Raw genomic sequence first — 13,804 nt, forward strand, 5'->3', positions numbered from 1 at the left:
TTCTCGGAGAGTAGGTTAAGGCCAACGCAATTCGCAGTTTATAATTGATGAAGCTCTTCAACCAAAGCAGTTTCAGGATTATTCGATATCCTTCACTCATCAACTCAATTGGAAAAATAGCTCATTCGATGATCCTAGTAATTACGCACCGAACACAAAAATCCCCACAAGGGTGGTCAAAAGTCAAAAGTCAATGGTCAAAATTCAGCTTTTTGGACTATGGACTATTGACCATTGACAAAAAGCATGAAAATATCTGACACTGCGTAAGTCCTAGATCCTTAACTAAATCGTCTTGGGTTATGGAGTTATGGCGATCGCTCCTTGGTGGGAAGTCAAAAGTTTATTGAATATCTGCAATATTGTTAACTAATTCAGATACAATAATAAATTTGTCTGTTGCATCCGATTTTTTAGTATATGTCCAAAACATACACCGTTGAAGTTATCCATCAAGGTGAGAGCCACACTTTACAAGTCCCGGAAACCGAAACTATCTTATCTGTAGCTGATGCTGCTGGTTTAGAATTACCTAGTTCTTGTCATGCAGGTGTTTGTACAACTTGTGCGGGTAAAATTATTTCTGGAACTGTCGATCAAAAGGATGGTATGGGCGTAAGTCCAGAGTTACAAAAACAAGGTTACGTGTTGCTTTGTGTAGCTAGACCTCTTTCTGATATCAAAGTGGAAACAGAACAAGAAGATACACTTTATCAACTGCAATTTGGCAAAGACTAATTTAAGAATGAAGTATTAAGGCTAAAGGATGAAAAATTGACAGAAATTGCTCTTTTAATACTTCATCCTTTATGCTGATATCAGTTATTCTAGAAACACAGTTCGCAAGAATAAGCAACAATGACTACCCATTTTATTACCGCAGAAATCGACCTCCAAGAAACTCCCACAGAGTTAGAGCAAGCGATCGCCGCCGAATTGCAAAAACAAGGCGAACCTTTACGATGGGCGATTACTGCTGTGGATACAGAACAACAAAAGGCTACTGTGGAAGCTGTTGTCACTACAGCCAGTGCAGAGTAATTACTAATTCGTAATTCGTAATTCGTAATTTACACAACAGTATAAGACCCTTAGTTTATCCATCGAGAGGTCAAACACATGGTTATGAATGGTTCAAATCCCGCGTGTCTGACAGCATAGGAAAATAATTACGAATTACGAATCATCAATTACGAACTATTTTATGCAACGTCCATATACTGCTATTTTAATTGTACCAACTGGCGTTGGCGCAGCAATCGGCGGTTATGCCGGGGATGCTTTACCAGTAGCCAGAGTTATCTCACAGGTGTGCGATCGCCTAATCACCCATCCCAATGTCCTCAACGGTGCAAGTTTGTACTGGAATCTACCCAATACTTTCTATGTGGAAGGTTACGGACTTGACAAATTTGCCGCAGGATGCTGGGGTTTGCGTCCCGTCCATAAAAATAAAATAGGTTTGCTTTTAGACCAGGGTATAGAACCAGAATTAAAGCTGCGACACTTGCAAGCAGCCGACGCAGCCAGAGCGACACTAGGCTTAACCCTGACAGGTTATGTAATTACGGATACGCCATTAAATATAGAATTACGCAAATCACCATCTGGGATTAGTTGGGGAACCATTGGTAACCCCGATAGTTTATTAAGAGCAGCAGAAGTATTAATTAAACAAGCAGGTGCAGATGCGATCGCAGTAGTCGCCCGTTTCCCCGATAATATGGAAACCGAAGCAGTCGAAAACTACCGCCAAGGTAAAGGCGTAGATCCCCTAGCAGGTGCAGAAGCCGTTATTAGCCATTTAATCGTGCGTAGCTTTCAAATACCCTGCGCCCATTCTCCCGCATTAGCTGCCGCACCACCAGAGGCAAATTTATCTCCCCGTTCCGCCGCCGAAGAATTAGGCTATACTTTTTTACCGTGCGTACTTGTCGGTTTAAGTCGCGCACCGCAATTTATCATAGAGAAAGGAACGAGCAAATATCTACCAGAAGATATTTGGGCAGAGCAAATTGATGCTGCAATAATACCAGCAACCGCTTGTGGTAATAGTGCAATTCTCAGCTTAAATCACAGTCGATGCCAAATTATCACAGTTGCGGAAAATCAAACTCAAATCCAAGTTCCTCCTCAACCCTTAGGGATTAAATCCATCCAGGTAAACTCCTATTTAGAAGCAGTCGGTGTATTAGCCGCACATAAAGCAGGCGTCGATCCTCATATTCTCCATCCACAAATCAATTCTTTAAACCAACTGAATTATTAGTCAACAGTCAATAGTCAACAGTCAATAGTCAACAGTCAACAGTCAACAGTCAAATAAAATTCTTAATTTTGAATTTTGAATTTTGAATTTTGAATTTTAAATTGTTTGTCCCCCTTCCCTTCCCCTAAACACCCGTGGTTGAACAACAAAAACAAGAACCAGAAATTCCTTACCTAACACGCATCCAAGTACTAGGAGCGATGGGAGCGACTGCTATCATTTTGTGGATAGTCGCCAAGCTGTGGTTGCGCTTTGGTGAAGTGTCGATATTTCCTTGGCGTTGGCATGAAAAAGATTTACTCTTAGGGGTGGGGTTGGGATTAATTATCACTACTTTGAGTGGTTTAACTTATCGCTTGATCCCCGCCTATCGTAAAAGTGCAGATTATTACTTAGATTTGGTACTCAAACCTTTAGTTTTACCAGATATTATTTGGCTGGGATTGCTACCAGGATTAAGTGAAGAATTATTATTCCGAGGCGTGATGATTCCCGCTTTAGGTGCGGATCATGTAGCTGTTATCGTCTCTAGCCTTTGTTTTGGTGTATTGCATCTGAGTGGTTCCCAACAATGGCCTTACGTATTGTGGGCAACCATCGTCGGTTTAATGTTAGGATACAGCGCAATATTGAGTGGGAACTTATTAGTACCAATTATTGCCCATATTATCACTAATTTGATTTCTAGTTATATGTGGAAATTGCGCAAAGCGTAAACAAAATAATAGGACTTACGCACCGAACACAAAAACCCTCACAAGGGTGGTCAAAAGTCAAAAGTCAATGGTCAAAATTCAGGTTTTTGGACTATGGACTATTGACCATTGACAAAAAGCATGAAAAATATCTGACACTGCGTAAGTCCTAAATAATTAACTAAAACTGTTGATATTTTCCCTCAAAAATGTAGTGATGAGCAATGTCCACCACTACATTTTTTTAACTTTTAAACATGATTGAGGAGAAGCGATCGCCTTTGTGCCGCTAGTGCGATCGCCTGTGGTAAAATTCGATGTTCCTCAATTTGAATCCTGGCATGGAGCGTGTCTGCCGTATCATCTACTAAAATTGGCACTGCTGCTTGCATAATGATAGGGCCGCTGTCTACTTCCAGACAAACTAAATGCACCGTACAACCAGTAATTTTTACCCCCGCAGCTAAAGCCTGTTCTACTGCATGGATACCCTTGAAACTTGGTAATAAGCTGGGATGAATATTAATAATTTGTTCGGGAAAAGCATCAATTAAAACTGGTGTTAACAGCCGCATCCAGCCAGCTAAAATTACCCATTCCACATCATAGTTTTGTAAAGTTTGTACAAGTACCCCATCAAACTTTTCTCGGTTTTTATAATCGCGGTGATTCAATAATATTGCTTCTACACCCCGATTTTTAGCTTTAATTGCCGCTTTAGCATCAGGGTTATTGTAAATTAAAACTTGAATTTGCGCGTTCAGATTTTCTGTATCAATAGCTTGAGCCACCGCCTCAAAATTGCTGCCATTTCCTGAAGCGAGAATACCTAATTTTATAGGCGTGGTAGATGCTAATTGATGATGAGAAATAGAGGGAGAAATTAAACTAGTCGTAGCAGTATCAACAACAGAACAATCGCTCATAAGTTAAGGTCAATAATTTGGATATTTTCTGGTAATTTGGGATTATCAGAAACTTTAGTAAATAAAGTTGCTGTACCAGAAAAAGCTGTAGGTCTAGGTTTACCTGGATCGGTATTATCTAATTGCACTCTTAACTGACCGTTAGCAGTAAATTCAAAAATTGTGAGTGCCTTTTTTTGCTCCTGGGAAATAATCACATCAAGATGCATTGGTTGTGGAGTCGGGTTAATACTATACCCAAATTCCACAGCCATCGGCTTTTGGGAATTAGGGGAAAGAATATATAATTTACCATCTGGCGAGAACACAAAGGTAAGTATTAACTCAGATCCAGGATCTTTGCTTTCCCATTGACCTATTATTTGCTGTGCAATTGGGTTAGTTGGCTGATTTGTCGCTGGTGCAGTTGGAGTTGGTGCTGGTGCTGGTGTTGTTTGAGCTAGCACAGCCTTGTTCAAAGTCATTGATAATGCTATAAGTAGGCAGTTAGTCAGCATTGTGCTAGCGATCGCAAATCTGCCAAAGTAGGGGAAAATTTGAGGCATCCGTTTAAGCCAAATCGATTGACAGGATCTTAGCAGTACCTCTTGAGAGAATCACACCCCACCGCATTTCACTGCCAAAATAGTCATGACTAAATCCCGTTCCCATCAAACCCAGCTGCTAGATAATGATACAGTCGCCGCTTGGATTTTTCTCACACCAGCCCTGATTTTACTAGGTTTATTTATCATTTGGCCGATCGCCTATTTGTTTTACCTCAGTTTCACAGCTGGTAGTTTTACCTCCAAAGGAACTTATCTTGTAGGCTTAAAAAATTACTGGCGCTTGCTATTCAATGCCGATTTTTGGCAAGTCTTGGGTAACACTGCTTACTTTACCATTGCCACAGTCATTCCCAGTCTAATCATTCCTCTAGGGTTAGCAGTATTATTAAACCGTTCTTTGGCTTTACGGGGTGTCCTGCGCAGCGCCTATTTTTTACCTTCAATTATTTCTCTTGTCGCTGCTGGCTTAGGATTTCGCTGGCTATTCCAAACCACTGGCCCCGTAAACAGCTTTTTAAATATCTTTGGTATCCCATCTATTCCTTGGTTAGGTGACACATTTTGGGCTATGCCAGTACTTATTTTATTAAGTATTTGGAAACAACTCGGCTTTAATATGGTCGTATTTCTAGCCGGATTGCAAGCCATACCCCCCAGCCGTTACGAAGCCGCCGAACTCGATGGTGCAAACGGTTGGCAACAATTTTGGCATATTACCCTTCCCGGATTGCGATCGACTTTAATATTTGCAATTGTTACCACAGCAATATTTACCTTACGCAGTTTTGAGCAAGTTTACGTAATTACAGGTGGCGGCCCTCTGAATACCACAAATTTGCTAGTTTATTACATTTATCAAGAAGCTTTTGGTCAATTTGATTTTGGTTATGCGGCTGCTGCTGCAACAGTACTACTAGCCGTCACCTTAGTATTTGTGTATTTGCAATTGCGAACCTGGGGTGAAGAATCTTAAAGACGTTTTTGTCATCACTCTCACACCCAGAACAAAAATGTTAAATTTATTAAAAGCAACCAAATAATTTTCGCTAAACTATAGTTAAACTATCATGTACAGCAACTAAAAATTACTTGTCGCCCAGTTGCCAAAATAGCTATATAACTGGTTGTCAAATTTAAGTGAAATTAATGATAGTAAAATTACCAGTATATTAGGTCAGGAAAATTCTAACTTTAGGAACTCTTCAAAGGTTTTCCAGCAAAAATGACCTGGCATAAATCAATTTTCCATCACAATAATGGAGTGAGAGTATAAAACTACTCACCATCATTCGTGCAGCGAGTTGACAGTGCATGAGCTACTGCTTAAATCCTACTTGTTCTCATCCAGAAAATTTGGCAACTAGCCGAAGGTGTCAGTCTTGTGGCTCACAACTACTATTAAACAATCGCTATCAGGTGGTTAAACCATTAGGTCAGGGGGGCTTTGGTGCAACCTTTTTAGCCCAAGATCAAGGCTTACCTGGAGAACCCAGTTGTGTAATCAAGCAGCTACGTCCCTCAGCCACCGCACCACATGTTTTACAAATGGCGCGGGAACTGTTTGAGCGAGAAGCCAGAACCTTAGGTAAAATTGGTACCCATCCTCAAATCCCCAGGTTACTAGACTACTTTGAAGCCCAACAGCAATTTTATTTAGTTCAAGAATATATTGGTGGTGCTACTCTTCAGCAGGAAGTACAACGTAATGGTAGCTTTACAGAAGCTGGAGTCAAGCAATTTTTAAGCGAAATCTTGCCATTGCTGCAGTATATTCACGACCAAAAGGTAATTCATCGCGATATTAAACCAGCTAACTTGATTCGCCGTACTCAAGATTCCCGCATGGTACTAATTGACTTTGGTGCAGTTAAAAACCAAGTCACTCAAGGTTTTCCCGGCCAATCCGAGCAAACAGCATTAACTGCTTATGCAATTGGGACTCCAGGTTTTGCACCCCCAGAGCAAATGGCGATGCGTCCAGTTTTCGCTAGTGATGTCTACGCACTAGGGGTAACTTGTATTTATTTATTGAGTGGTAAAACACCTAAAGATATAGAATACAATCCCTCCACAGGGGAAATGATTTGGGAGCCACTGGTACAAGTGAGCGATCATTTAGCGAGCGTGTTGCGGAAAATGTTGGAAGTGTCAGTCCGCAATCGCTACAAGTCAGCCCAAGAAGTACTCAGAGGGTTGGAAATGGAACCCTATCTAGATAGTTTAGCTAAGGGACTGCTGGTTAAATCAGATGGCTCTGTGAAAGAGCAGACACATAACCGTATGGCAGATTCGGCAATTTTGTCCAACAATCCTGCCAGCAATCCCAATAATCTAGGAGTAGCCAATGTAGCAGCCGCTATTAGAGCTAGACGAGCTAAATCTTCAGAAAGCCTGGGATTGCAGCATCGGGGAACGCGCTCAGGGGTGGTAATGGCAAAACCCACAATGATGGAGAGTAACAATAGTAATAACTCGTTAAATCAAAATCCTAAAGTAGTACGAAAATTAAGTACTCAAGATTTACTAACCGCCTATGTTAAAGGCAGAAGGGATTTTGCTTTACACAATTTAAAAATGCTCAACCTGCAAGGTGCTGATTTATCAGGAACAAATTTCCATTCTGCGCAATTGCAAAAAACTAACCTTCAGGGCGCTAATCTCCACGACAGTGACTTTGGTAGAGCTAGTCTAAATGAGGCTAATCTGCGAGATGCGAACCTCAGCAAAGCTTACTTTAGCAACGCTGATTTAGAAGGTGCAGATTTACGCGGCGCTGACCTTAGCTATGCTTATCTCAGCAATGCTAATCTTCGCGGTGCTAATCTTTGTGGTGCTAATCTCACAGGTGCCAAAATTACCGATGAGCAACTGGTAGTAGCAAAAACAAATTGGATGACAGTCCGCCCTAATGGCAAAAGAGGTTTATTGTAATTTCCGGTTCTTCAGATCAGTCGCTCAGATTTCTTTACTCAACATTAGTAGCTAAAAGGTTGGTGAAAAAACCTAGTGCTGATGATATGACGATTATCTTTGCAACAGCTATTTGCTCTATCTAAAATTTTTGAGCAACGGTATCGCTAATACATACGTTATTTCACTTAATAGTGAGAAATTTTAATAAAATTTTTATATTTATAATCTGTTACATTTTACTAAAGATAATTTACAATAAAAAATAAACTGAAACAATAATTTTTCATAAAAGATTCTGATGAAATGTATTTATTTTTATTTACACAAGAAAACTGTTACCTAAAAAACGATCAACTTAACGCCCTAAGCTACCTCTGTTTTTAATTAGTAGCGATAAGTAAATTGTTCACTGATAGTAGGCTGAGAAGAAATATTAATGACCGAAATCAGCAAATCACATTTTTTGCCAATTAAAGGCTTATCTATGCAGGCTGAGTTGCAAGAGAAAGAACTAGAACGGCGATTAAGTTTATTTCAAGTATTTCTCAAATTATATGAACAACATCGCAACGTTCTAGATGACTTCCTGCAATTAGAAAACCTAGCTCAAACATCATCAGCAGTAAATAAAATTTACGTCCAAGGTGTTGTAGAGGGTTCTACAGTTTATATCATTACTAATCTGTGTGACCAAAAAACTCAAGCTTTGCAACAACCCCAGGGAATTTGGACTATAGGTAAAGATGAGAGCAATGGTATATCAATTGCCGATCCATATCTATCCCATCGCCATGCGGCTATTCAATATATTGACAATCAAGGCTTCTACTTGATTGACTTTAACAGTGCAAATGGTTCATTTATCAACGGTGAACCAGTTTACCAGCCGACGAAACTTAATGATGGCGATCGCATTCGTTTAGGAATGATAACTTTTGATTTTTTTGTGAATCAAACTCGCTCCACTCTACCCACAGTGGCTGTAGAGTTACTGATGCAGCTTGTACCCGCAAGGAATGAGAATTCACTAAATTTACTTAATTCCAGCAGCTACCAAAAAAATTATAAAATTCAGTCTCTGAACGGTACTTTACAAATTACTAAAGGCTCATACTTAATTGATGATTTAAAATATGAGCAATCTCACTTTACTGAAGAGGAAAAGTCTGAGATTTTAGATCGCTTTTTTAGCAAACATAAGTCTGATATTCTTTAAATTCAAGGCAAAATGAGTCCGTTGTCATACCAATTTAAAAAAAGAATGCGATAAATTGTAGGGGCATGGGAATGCCCACTTGTGTCAACTTAAGCTCAAAACCTTTCTCTATCTCGTTTCCAGCCGGAGGCTGGAAATGCGTATTCGTGGGCTGCTGCGTCGGAAGCTGATAAATTGAGGCGGAGCCTCAAGATAATAGCTCCCACGCAGAGCATGGGAGCTAGATAGAATTAGGGTTTCACGTTAAGTTGACACCAATGGGGAATGCCATGCCCTCTAAAATATATTGATGTGCCGCTTTAGTGGCTAAGAATTTATCAAAACTAGTAGTCTGACAATCTAACTTTGATGTGTGAAGAAACGAACCGCGAAGGCATGAAGGGCACGAAGAAAGAGGTAAAGAAGAGAATTAAAAAATGATTCACCTAGCAAAGATGACTTGTCAAAGTACTAGTATGGGATATATAGGTAAATTAACTATATATCCCATATTTTTGCGTTTATTCTTCTTCTTCTAAATCTTCTTCTTCCTCTTCATCGCTTACCTTAGTGACAGAGTTAGCAGAAACAACTGCACCTTTGTCTAGCTTTTCACGAACTAACTGCTTAATTTGTGCAGCAAAGTCTGGTTTTTCTTCTAGGTATTTGATGGCGTTGTCCCGACCTTGAGAAATATTTTCGCCATTGAAGCTATACCAAGCACCTTTACGGAGCAAAATGCCTGTTTCTTCAGCTAGGTCAACAAGACAACCTATAGTAGAAACTCCTTTGCCAAAAATAATGTCAAATTCCGCAATTCTAAAGGGTGGTGCTACTTTATTTTTTGCTACCTTGACTTTGACGCGGTTACCAAATTCATCTGTACCTTTTTTCAAGGTTTGAATCCGACGAATATCTAAGCGTACCGAGGCGTAGAATTTTAAGGCATTACCACCTGTTGTGGTTTCTGGACTACCATAGGTAACGCCGATTTTTTGCCTCAATTGGTTGATAAAAATTACTGTGCAGCCAGATTTACCAATATTACCAGTAATTTTCCGGAGAGCTTGGCTCATTAATCGGGCTTGCAGACCAACGTGAGCATCTCCCATATCGCCTTCAATTTCGGCTCTGGGTACTAGGGCGGCTACGGAGTCAATGACTACAATGTCAACCGCCGCAGAGCGAACCAATTGATCGACAATTTCTAAAGCGGCTTCACCTGTATCTGGCTGGGAAACCAAAAGATTTTCAATATCTACACCTAAGGCGGCAGCATAGGTGGGGTCGAGAGCGTGTTCTGCGTCCACAAAGGCAGCAATACCACCTTCTCTTTGCACTTCTGCGATCGCATGTAGTGCTACTGTGGTTTTACCGGAGCTTTCCGGCCCATAAATCTCAATCACCCGACCTTTGGGTAAACCTCCACCCAATGCTAAATCCAAGGTGAGTGCGCCTGTGGAAATTGTCTCTACCCGCATCCGAGTAGCATCCCCTAAGCGCATGATTGCTCCTTTACCAAAGCTGCGCTCAATCTGGTTGAGTACAATATTCAGCGCTTTTTGCTTGCCAGAAGTATCGGTATTGATAGCCATTCCTGCCTCTAACTAAATATATGGATTTAAGGACTTTTGGGATTGGAGTCTGAGTAGAACAGATATACTATTTTAGCCAGAAAATTCTGGAATTAGAACTTTTTAAACAAGAAAGTATGACAAGATCGTAACTCGAACTGATACATTGACGTTGAACATGACCCTCATACTTTATTTTGGCTTGTACAGGCCTAGTTTGGGGAACTCAGATCGTTATCACTTTCAAGTCGCTACAAATATAGCAGTTCTCGGTTGAATACAATACAGCCTAGAACACCGTAGCAAAAAGATTCTTTTTTCAGCAGCTACTACAATAGCTGATAGATTTAGGCAAAATTCAATACATAGAATACAGGAGGCAGTGCCTTGTAGCCTTCTGCCTCCTGTATTCTGGAAATTAAGGACTAAATTCCTGATTTACGTGCCTTTTGCGGCAAATTACCTACATGAAGATTTAGCTTTTTGTTTAGAGAAATTTTTGCGATATAACAGGTACATCCCTGCTAACAATGAACCAGCAACGGTTGAGGGTTCGGGTACATTGTTTTTTGGGGGAGAATTAGGTTTTTGTCCATAACTTACTCTGGCATAAATCTCATGTTCAATGCCAAACTGATTCTGTGCAAAATCATCTTCCAGAGCAGAAATACTAGTCTGAGGTGGACGGGGAAATATTGGTTTGCCAAAGCCGCCGATCTCAAATATAAATGAATCTAAATTATAGATAAATTCAGTTGTGGGTAATGGTGTAGCAAATTCAACACGGTCTGCGTAGGCTACGTCTTTCAGTTCTTGAATATTTTTTGGCTTTGCTGGATTGGGTGTGTTTACTAAATTAAAATTTACTTGTAACAATTTATTTACTGGTTTTTGGCTATCGCCAAAAGATAGAGCCAGATTTAAAGTTACATTTTTGACATTTGTGTCTGCGTAGTTGATAGCGTTAAAGTATTTTAAAGTACCTATTTTCGTCCAAGAGCCTTGATCTGCTGAAAAGGAATTTCCCGTAAATGTCAGTTCATTAGCTTTCTTGGTAGCCGAAATTTTAGCTACTGTACCCCAGCTAAATTTGTTTGTACCTACACCCTGAACCATTGTTGCGCACTCAGGATGGTTCGGGGTCTTTAAGCAAAGGTTAGCTTCATCTAAAATCGGGTTGCTCCATACACCATCCGCGCTACCGGAAATAGTGAAAGCTTGGGCTTGACTAGAAAACCCAAATGCTGCTAGGGCAAACATTGAACAACCAGATATAGCAGTGGTAAAAACCAAACTCATGTTCATACGTCAGGTTTCGACTCCTACCTGATACCTAACCCATATACCTTAGTAAAGATGCGGAAATAAACCAAGAAGTTTCCGCCAACTTAATTAAATTTTTACACAAGCTTTATATTACTACTTAAAAACTTTATATATTGGTATATATTAAATCCAAGTATGATACAGTATTTTCTTGGACAAGGTAATAGTTAAATTTTTTCAAGCTAGAGAAATTTACAGATAGATAAAAAATATTGCAGAGGAGCGGAGAGGCAAATACACGCAAAATGTGAATTTTGCCCCTCATCTCCTCTGCAAGTTCAGAGTGCGTAGACGTAAAGCGGCTTGTCGCTAGACACCGCCAAAGCCAAAAGCTATTAGGGTGCTAAGGCGTTACCACGAATCAGGCTACCAATGGTTTTGGCAGTAATTTTTAATTGAGTTATGGGGTTAGCGGGGACAACTGTTTTGTACAGGTAGCTGTCGAATGTGAGTTTTTGCACATCCAAGTCAGCGCACATTTCTACAAAAGCCTCGCGGGTAGCGTCGGAACGATAAAATACGGTTTGCAGAATGTCTAATACCTTGTAGGTAAGCCCGTATTTTTTATCCCAGCGCTTCAGGTAAACTTTGAGATCGTTTTCTGTGGGGATTTTTTTGCCGTTGTCGGACATTTCCACAATGGTTTCGGCACACATCCGCCCAGATTTGGCTGCAAAGTAAATACCTTCACCAGAAGATTTGGTAACGTAGCCTGCTGCATCTCCTACTAAAGCGATTCTACCGACAACGCGGCGAGGACGGGGATGTTCGGGGATGGGGTGGGCTTCAACTTTGATGATTTTACCGCCTGCTAACTTCTCGCTAGCACGAGCGCGAATCCCTGCTTGTAACTGTTTAATGCTGGCTTTATTTACCTGCATTGTGCCAGTACCGACGGCTACGTGATCGTATTTGGGGAATACCCAAGCGTAGAAGTCAGTAGAAACGTCATTACCGACATACATTTCGGCGAGATCGTTGTAATAAGCCATTTTGTCTTGGGGTAGACGAATGCGCTCTTGGAATGCGATCGCATAATTGTAATCCCCAGCATCCATTTCTTTCGCAATCCGGGAATTAGCCCCATCAGCCCCAATTACTAAATCCACTTTTAAGGTTTTAGCAATACCTGTTGAGCCACCTTCTGTATGGTCTACATAATGGATGGTATAGGGGTCAGTATTGTTGGTAGGTATATCAAGTTTATGAACGGTGGCATTAATTAAAATTGCACCTAGTTTTGCCGCACGATTCCGAAGGAAGCCATCCAAAACCTCACGGCGGCACATTCCTATATACTCATCTTGATTTATCAGATTGATATCAACTTCTCTATTTGAAGGTGATATCATTTTCATCTTGCGCACGCGGCGATCGATAATTTCCGGTGGTAAGTCAAACTCACTCACCATACACAGGGGAATGGCTCCCCCGCAAGGTTTAGCATTATCTAGCTTCCGCTCGATTAGATAAGTTTCAATCCCAGCTTTTGCCAGTGTTTCGGCGGCAGATGAACCAGCTGGGCCCGAACCAACAACAGCAACCCGTAGTGTCAAAGGTTTTCTCCCAATCTTGAGATTTACCGAAAGCATCCTACCACGGACGTTTGGCTCATTTCTCGCTCTTGCTTCTGGTTTTGACGGAAATGCAATATTCCTTAATATTTCGATACGAATAGCTATGGAGTCAATAGTCAAGGGTCAATGGTCAGAGACGCGATTAATCGCGTCTGTACAATTGTCATTGGTCATTTTTGATCTTTCCTCCTTGTCCCCGATTTTGTGGGGTTTACTTGCATATGCCTTATTTTTGGCTGTAATTATGTAAATTTACGCATAAATATTTTGGAGATTGAGTTAAATTTGACCAAGCATAAAAATTGATTTGGACTCTCTTTCCGAAATAAAGAAGTATTAATAATGGAAATTTCTCTATTAGATTCTCTAGGCAGAAAGGCTGGTATTGTAGCAATTACTGGATATCAAAAATACCTTTCTCCCCACAAGGGCTTTGTTTGTGCGCACCGAGTGTTATATGGTGGGGAATCTTGCTCTCAATACATTAAACGGGTAATTACAGAAGATGGATTTACAGCCTTACTGACTAAATCTCGTCATCGGTTTCAAGCTTGTAAGCAAGCTAACCAGATTTTGCGATCTGCCGGAGGTGGCGGCGCTTCGCTATCGCAATCTGAGGAATCAGAACCAACTGAGGATGAGTCTGACTCAAATCTGCATTCACCAAACAAAAAGGGGAAGAGCTGGCGAAGCTGTCACCAAGTGCAAACTAAACAGTTTAGTTTAGAGAGCAGTCTGGAAATCAAGGGATGAAACTTTGTTAGCACCCTTTGTTAGCACC

13 protein-coding genes are annotated in these 13,804 nt (G+C 40.6%); 8 read left to right on the top strand and 5 right to left on the bottom strand.

What is annotated here, in order from left to right; translation table 11 throughout:
• Positions 1 to 420 precede the first annotated feature (420 nt).
• The 4 genes from H6G08_RS07275 to H6G08_RS07290 all read left to right on the top strand — a co-directional run bounded on the left by H6G08_RS07275 (position 421) and on the right by H6G08_RS07290 (position 2,985).
• Complete coding sequence (locus H6G08_RS07275) at positions 421 to 738, top strand: 2Fe-2S iron-sulfur cluster-binding protein (protein ID WP_190540018.1); 318 nt, start codon at positions 421 to 423, stop codon at positions 736 to 738.
• Between the two features lie 120 nt (positions 739 to 858).
• Positions 859 to 1,041 (top strand): DUF8621 family protein, encoded by a 183-nt coding sequence (locus H6G08_RS07280; protein ID WP_096643360.1) that lies wholly within the window; start codon positions 859 to 861, stop codon positions 1,039 to 1,041.
• 163 nt (positions 1,042 to 1,204) lie between these two features.
• Positions 1,205 to 2,269, top strand: a complete 1,065-nt coding sequence (locus H6G08_RS07285; RefSeq protein WP_190540020.1) for a DUF3326 domain-containing protein — start codon at positions 1,205 to 1,207, stop codon at positions 2,267 to 2,269.
• A gap of 134 nt (positions 2,270 to 2,403) precedes the next feature.
• Positions 2,404 to 2,985 carry a CPBP family intramembrane glutamic endopeptidase gene (locus H6G08_RS07290; RefSeq protein ID WP_096643361.1) on the top strand — a complete coding sequence of 194 codons (582 nt, stop codon included), beginning with the start codon at positions 2,404 to 2,406 and terminating at the stop codon, positions 2,983 to 2,985.
• 230 nt (positions 2,986 to 3,215) lie between these two features.
• Here H6G08_RS07290 and purN read toward each other — a convergent pair whose 3' ends face one another.
• Complete coding sequence (purN, locus tag H6G08_RS07295) at positions 3,216 to 3,890, bottom strand: phosphoribosylglycinamide formyltransferase (protein ID WP_190540022.1); 675 nt, start codon at positions 3,888 to 3,890, stop codon at positions 3,216 to 3,218.
• Positions 3,887 to 4,435 (bottom strand): hypothetical protein, encoded by a 549-nt coding sequence (locus tag H6G08_RS07300; RefSeq protein ID WP_190540023.1) that lies wholly within the window; start codon positions 4,433 to 4,435, stop codon positions 3,887 to 3,889. Before H6G08_RS07300 ends, purN begins: the two co-directional genes overlap by 4 nt.
• Positions 4,436 to 4,520: 85 nt before the next feature.
• On the opposite strand from H6G08_RS07300, the gene H6G08_RS07305 reads away from it, so the two are divergent.
• From H6G08_RS07305 to H6G08_RS07315, 3 genes are all read left to right on the top strand, one after another.
• Positions 4,521 to 5,411 (top strand): carbohydrate ABC transporter permease, encoded by an 891-nt coding sequence (locus H6G08_RS07305; RefSeq protein WP_190540025.1) that lies wholly within the window; start codon positions 4,521 to 4,523, stop codon positions 5,409 to 5,411.
• A 338-nt stretch (positions 5,412 to 5,749) separates the two neighbouring features.
• Positions 5,750 to 7,369, top strand: a complete 1,620-nt coding sequence (locus tag H6G08_RS07310) for a serine/threonine-protein kinase (protein ID WP_190540027.1) — start codon at positions 5,750 to 5,752, stop codon at positions 7,367 to 7,369.
• 418 nt (positions 7,370 to 7,787) lie between these two features.
• On the top strand, positions 7,788 to 8,567 hold the full coding sequence (locus H6G08_RS07315) for an FHA domain-containing protein (RefSeq protein ID WP_190540029.1): 780 nt from the start codon (positions 7,788 to 7,790) through the stop codon (positions 8,565 to 8,567).
• 500 nt (positions 8,568 to 9,067) lie between these two features.
• Here H6G08_RS07315 and recA read toward each other — a convergent pair whose 3' ends face one another.
• The 3 genes from recA to chlP form a co-directional block, all read right to left on the bottom strand.
• On the bottom strand, positions 9,068 to 10,141 hold the full coding sequence (recA, locus tag H6G08_RS07320; protein ID WP_190540031.1) for a recombinase RecA: 1,074 nt from the start codon (positions 10,139 to 10,141) through the stop codon (positions 9,068 to 9,070).
• A 438-nt stretch (positions 10,142 to 10,579) separates the two neighbouring features.
• Positions 10,580 to 11,425: a choice-of-anchor K domain-containing protein gene (locus H6G08_RS07325; RefSeq protein WP_390625587.1), complete on the bottom strand. Its 846-nt coding sequence runs from the start codon at positions 11,423 to 11,425 to the stop codon at positions 10,580 to 10,582.
• Positions 11,426 to 11,781: 356 nt separating this feature from the next.
• Positions 11,782 to 13,038, bottom strand: coding sequence for a geranylgeranyl reductase (chlP, locus tag H6G08_RS07330; protein WP_096643368.1), 1,257 nt, complete (start codon positions 13,036 to 13,038; stop codon positions 11,782 to 11,784).
• Positions 13,039 to 13,365: 327 nt separating this feature from the next.
• Between chlP and yidD the strand changes: the two genes are divergently transcribed.
• Positions 13,366 to 13,776: a membrane protein insertion efficiency factor YidD gene (yidD, locus tag H6G08_RS38500; protein ID WP_190540035.1), complete on the top strand. Its 411-nt coding sequence runs from the start codon at positions 13,366 to 13,368 to the stop codon at positions 13,774 to 13,776.
• Positions 13,777 to 13,804 lie beyond the last annotated feature (28 nt).

This window comes from Calothrix anomala FACHB-343, assembly GCF_014696435.1.
Classification (GTDB): Bacteria; Cyanobacteriota; Cyanobacteriia; order Cyanobacteriales; family Nostocaceae; genus Aulosira; species Aulosira anomala_A.

Coding starts and splice junctions, on each gene's coding strand:
- H6G08_RS07275 (WP_190540018.1), top strand. CDS start 421: ATGTCCAAAACATACACCGTTGAAGTTATCCATCAAGGTGAGAGCCAC.
- H6G08_RS07280 (WP_096643360.1), top strand. CDS start 859: ATGACTACCCATTTTATTACCGCAGAAATCGACCTCCAAGAAACTCCC.
- H6G08_RS07285 (WP_190540020.1), top strand. CDS start 1,205: ATGCAACGTCCATATACTGCTATTTTAATTGTACCAACTGGCGTTGGC.
- purN (WP_190540022.1), bottom strand. CDS start 3,890: ATGAGCGATTGTTCTGTTGTTGATACTGCTACGACTAGTTTAATTTCT.
- H6G08_RS07300 (WP_190540023.1), bottom strand. CDS start 4,435: ATGCCTCAAATTTTCCCCTACTTTGGCAGATTTGCGATCGCTAGCACA.
- H6G08_RS07305 (WP_190540025.1), top strand. CDS start 4,521: ATGACTAAATCCCGTTCCCATCAAACCCAGCTGCTAGATAATGATACA.
- H6G08_RS07310 (WP_190540027.1), top strand. CDS start 5,750: ATGAGCTACTGCTTAAATCCTACTTGTTCTCATCCAGAAAATTTGGCA.
- H6G08_RS07315 (WP_190540029.1), top strand. CDS start 7,788: ATGACCGAAATCAGCAAATCACATTTTTTGCCAATTAAAGGCTTATCT.
- recA (WP_190540031.1), bottom strand. CDS start 10,141: ATGGCTATCAATACCGATACTTCTGGCAAGCAAAAAGCGCTGAATATT.
- H6G08_RS07325 (WP_390625587.1), bottom strand. CDS start 11,425: ATGAACATGAGTTTGGTTTTTACCACTGCTATATCTGGTTGTTCAATG.
- chlP (WP_096643368.1), bottom strand. CDS start 13,038: ATGCTTTCGGTAAATCTCAAGATTGGGAGAAAACCTTTGACACTACGG.
- yidD (WP_190540035.1), top strand. CDS start 13,366: ATGGAAATTTCTCTATTAGATTCTCTAGGCAGAAAGGCTGGTATTGTA.